General features: G+C 38.0%; 3 protein-coding genes and 1 tRNA gene. 2 read left to right on the forward strand and 2 right to left on the reverse strand.

The window, feature by feature from the left end; all coding sequences use genetic code 11:
• Positions 1–420: 420 nt before the first annotated feature.
• Positions 421–492: transfer RNA gene (locus ACILQF_RS11140), tRNA-Arg, on the reverse strand.
• A gap of 157 nt (positions 493–649) precedes the next feature.
• Positions 650–2,749, reverse strand: coding sequence for a methionine--tRNA ligase (metG, locus tag ACILQF_RS11145; protein WP_395627483.1), 2,100 nt, complete (start codon positions 2,747–2,749; stop codon positions 650–652).
• A 164-nt stretch (positions 2,750–2,913) separates the two neighbouring features.
• Between metG and ACILQF_RS11150 the strand changes: the two genes are divergently transcribed.
• Together ACILQF_RS11150 and ACILQF_RS11155 are read left to right on the forward strand one after the other, a co-directional pair.
• The gene (locus ACILQF_RS11150; protein ID WP_395627484.1) at positions 2,914–3,828 is read left to right on the forward strand and encodes an LD-carboxypeptidase; all 915 of its coding nucleotides are present in this window, start codon (positions 2,914–2,916) and stop codon (positions 3,826–3,828) included.
• A 28-nt stretch (positions 3,829–3,856) separates the two neighbouring features.
• Positions 3,857–4,139 (forward strand): DoxX family protein (locus ACILQF_RS11155; protein ID WP_395627485.1); only part of this gene is annotated, 283 nt, incomplete at its 3' end.

Genomic DNA, 4,139 nt, shown 5'->3' on the forward strand with positions numbered 1-4,139 from the left:
CCGGCCCCATAGAGTCAGACGTCGTAGAACTCCAATAGAAGTCAGGCTTAAAACCGCCAATTCAGCTCTAGCTGAGTACATAAGATTCAACTCATATGTTGTTGGCATTCTTCCAATCGGTAAATTTTCACCATTAATCATAATTGGCTGGCTTACTTATATAGTCTTGTGCGCCATACCAGGCGATAAGAAGACTTTCGTCTTGCGTTGCAGCAACCAATCCATGCCTACCCGCTAGTACTCAAATCTTATAGTTTTAATCTACATTAAAGGCATATTTTAAATTTTGTTGTCAGATATGTTGTCGTTTTTCTTTAGTTTCCCTTTGTTTGCCTGAATAGTTTAAAATCAAAAAAACCCTTAGAACTTAATCTAAAGGGTTTTTCTATGTTTTTATTGTGGTTGTTATATGTTACTTTGTGGTCCCGGCGGGAATCGAACCCACATCTAAAGTTTAGGAAACTTCTATTCTATCCGTTGAACTACGGGACCATTATTTTATTCTTCTATTCTATCCCCGTCCGAATGGCTTCAGCCGGGCGGACGTTGAAAACGGGACCATTAATTGCATTAAAATTTTTAAATCGAAATATGATAAAAAATCTCCGCCCAAAACTGACAACTGACAACCGCTAAAGATAACCAATACCTACCTCACAGTACTTCCATCAGGAAATACATTTGCAGGAGCCACAAAACTAAGCTTTCCATCCGGACTTTCAGACATAAGTATCATTCCTTGCGATAAAATCCCCTTAATCTCTCGGGGCTCCAAATTAATTAGAACAGAAACCTGCTTTCCTATAATTTGCTCAGGTTCAAAATACTCGGCAATTCCAGATACAATTGTACGCTGATCCAATCCAGTATCAATCTTCAGCTTCAATAATTTCTTAGTCTTAACAACCTTTTCTGCTTCCAAAATAGTTCCAATACGAATATCCATTGCCGAAAATTGCTCAAAAGTAACATTGGGCTTCGCCTCTTCAGTTTTCATCAAGGCCAATTCATTTATTTTCTTGCTATCCATTAATCGCTGAATTTGTGCGTCAATCTCAGAATCTTCAATCTTCTCAAATAATAAACTTGCTTCATTTAATTGGTGACCAACAGCAAGCAAATCCGATGTCCCCGCTTTATTCCAATCCTCAACACCCATATTCAACATATCGAATAGTTTTTGAGCACTAAATGGCAAGAAAGGCTGCGCCAGAATAGCTAAATTGGAAGCAATCTGTAATCCTACATTCAAAATTGTCTTAACGCGCTCCTCGTCTGTTTTTATGATCTTCCAAGGCTCTTCATCCGCTAAATACTTATTTCCAAGTCGCGCTAATGCCATAAACTCAGATAAAGCCTCTCTAAATCGATATTGCTCAATTGATCCTGCAACCCTTGATGGAAAATCCTTCAATTCGGCCATCACCTGCAAATCGGTCTCCGTAAAAGAAGATCCCATCATCACCTTCCCATCAAAATATTTATGGGATAAAACCATAACACGGTTCACAAAATTTCCAAAAATAGCAACTAACTCATTGTTATTTCTTGCCTGAAAATCTTTCCAGGTAAAATCATTATCCTTCGTTTCTGGTGCTGTAGCAGTTAAAACATAACGTAAAACATCCTGCTTATCCGGAAAATCTTGAAGATATTCATGCAACCATACAGCCCAATTTCTAGAAGTTGAAATCTTATCGCCCTCCAAATTTAAAAACTCATTTGCCGGAACATTATCAGCAAGCTGAAAAGAGCCATGAGCCATCAACATGGCCGGAAATATGATGCAGTGAAATACTATATTATCTTTCCCAATAAAGTGCACCAATTTAGTGTCCTCAGCATACCAATAGCGCTCCCAATTATCCTTTGGCTTCAAACCCTCATTGAGATAATATTCTGTCTTCTTTTCAGGACTTAATTTCGTATCACAAAGATCCTTTGTTGCCGATATATAACCAATTGGTGCATCAAACCAAACGTATAAAACTTTACCATCTGCACCTTCAACTGGTACTTTTACTCCCCAATCAAGATCACGGGTCATTGCACGAGGGTTTAAGCCCCCACTAAGCCACGATTTGCATTGTCCATACACATTTGGCTTCCAATCCTTGTGTGCATCAATATAGGCCTCTATTTGAGGCTGCATGGTATCTAATGGCAAAAACCAGTTTTTTGTTGCGCGAAGTACCGGTTTTGCTCCTGACAGGGTGGAGCGTGGGTTAATTAATTCCGTCGGACTTAAAGTAGAGCCGCATTTTTCACATTGATCACCGTAAGCTTCTTCATTACCACATTTCGGACAAGTACCAATGATGTAACGATCAGCTAAAAAAGCTCCCGCCTTCTCGTCAAAATATTGCTCGGTTTCTTCTTCCTTAAAAACTCCCTTATCGTATAGCGTCTTAAAAAATCCGGAAGCCGTATCATGATGGGTAGTTGATGAAGTTCTGTGGTAAATATTGAAAGCAATTCCAAAATCTCTGAAAGAATCGCCAATGATTTTATGGTATTTGTCTACTACTTCTTGCGGACTAACGCCTTCTTTCTTTGCTTTTAAGGTAATAGGTACGCCATGTTCATCAGATCCACAAACAAAAACTACATCCTTACCCGTCGATCTTAGAAATCGAACGTATATATCCGCGGGAATATAAACACCAGCAAGGTGTCCAATATGCACAGGGCCATTGGTATAGGGTAATGCAGCAGTAACTGTGTATCTCTTGAATTTATCGTTTCCCAAAATATAAATATTAGCTAATTTTTAATTTGCAAAGATAAAGGCTAATGTGGTAATTTAAAATGGCTATTTATACAATTTCTAGTAAATCAAATTGTAATTTTAAATTTAAACAAATCGAATTGAATCAAGGTATAAATGGTTAATTTTGACTCATAAAGCAATAAATGACGGAAACAAATTCTTATATAAGCCCTCCATACTTAATGCCTGGCGATACGGTAGCAATTACTTGTCCGGCGAAAAAACTGCCCCACGACATTTCAGATGCTGTCAAATTATTAAAGTCCTGGGGATTAAATGTGGTATTAGGGGAAACCGTAAATGCCTCATGGCATCAGTTTGCGGGTTCTGATGAGCTAAGAACTGCCGACATGCAGCAATTTCTAAACGACCCTGAAATAAAGGCAATTTTCGCTGCTCGTGGTGGCTATGGAACTATCCGTATCATTGATGATTTAGATTTTACAATCTTTAAAAAGTATCCAAAATGGATTATTGGCTTTAGTGATATCACGGTTTTACATAGCCACATTCAGGCCTTGTACAAAACAGAGAGCCTCCATGCTCAAATGCCCCTCACCATTCCGGATGGTTCTAAACCCTCTTTAGAGAGTTTAAGAAAAGCACTGTTTAATGAACCTTTAGATTATCAATATACAAGCGACATAAAAAATAGAAATGGTGCATCCACTGGAATTTTAATTGGTGGGAATTTAACCTTGATGGTGATGCTATCGGGTTCGGTTTCTGAACAAGATTATACAGATAAAATTCTTTTTTTAGAGGATGTAGGTGAATACTTGTACTCTTTGGATCGCATGATGTGGAATTTGAAACGATCTGGGAAACTAACTAATCTGAAGGGACTGATTGTTGGCTCGTTCACAGAAATGAAAGATAATGATATTCCGTTCGGACAGAGTGCTGAGCAAATTATCATGAGTCATGTAAGCGAATATAATTTTCCCGTTTGCTTTAATTTTCCTGCTGGGCATATTAGCGATAATCGTGCACTCATCTTCGGAAGAAAAGTAAGTATGAATGTAAAAGAGTTGGAAGTAACAATAAGTTATTTATAAATTAAAACACAATCAAAAATTATTAATTATGGCATTATTAGCATCATTTGGAAAATACCGAAATACCGGATTATTAATTACTCGTATTGGTCTTGGCATACTATTTATGCTACATGGATATCCAAAGTTATTAGGCGGACCCGAACAGTGGGAGTCTATTGGAGGGGCAATGAAGTACGTGGGAATAGATTTTTTACCAGCCGTATGGGGTTTATTAGCAGCAATAACAGAGACCTTTGGAGGGTTTTTAATACTTATCGGATTAGCTTTCCGACCAGTTTGCCTGCTGCTTACCTTTACCATGGCCATTG

Origin of the sequence: Daejeonella sp., from assembly GCF_044232565.1 — a bacterium.
GTDB lineage: Bacteria > Bacteroidota > Bacteroidia > Sphingobacteriales > Sphingobacteriaceae > Daejeonella.

Excerpts from the sequence above, each read along its gene's own strand:
- ACILQF_RS11150 (WP_395627484.1), top strand. The coding sequence starts at position 2,914 with ATGACGGAAACAAATTCTTATATAAGCCCTCCATACTTAATGCCTGGC.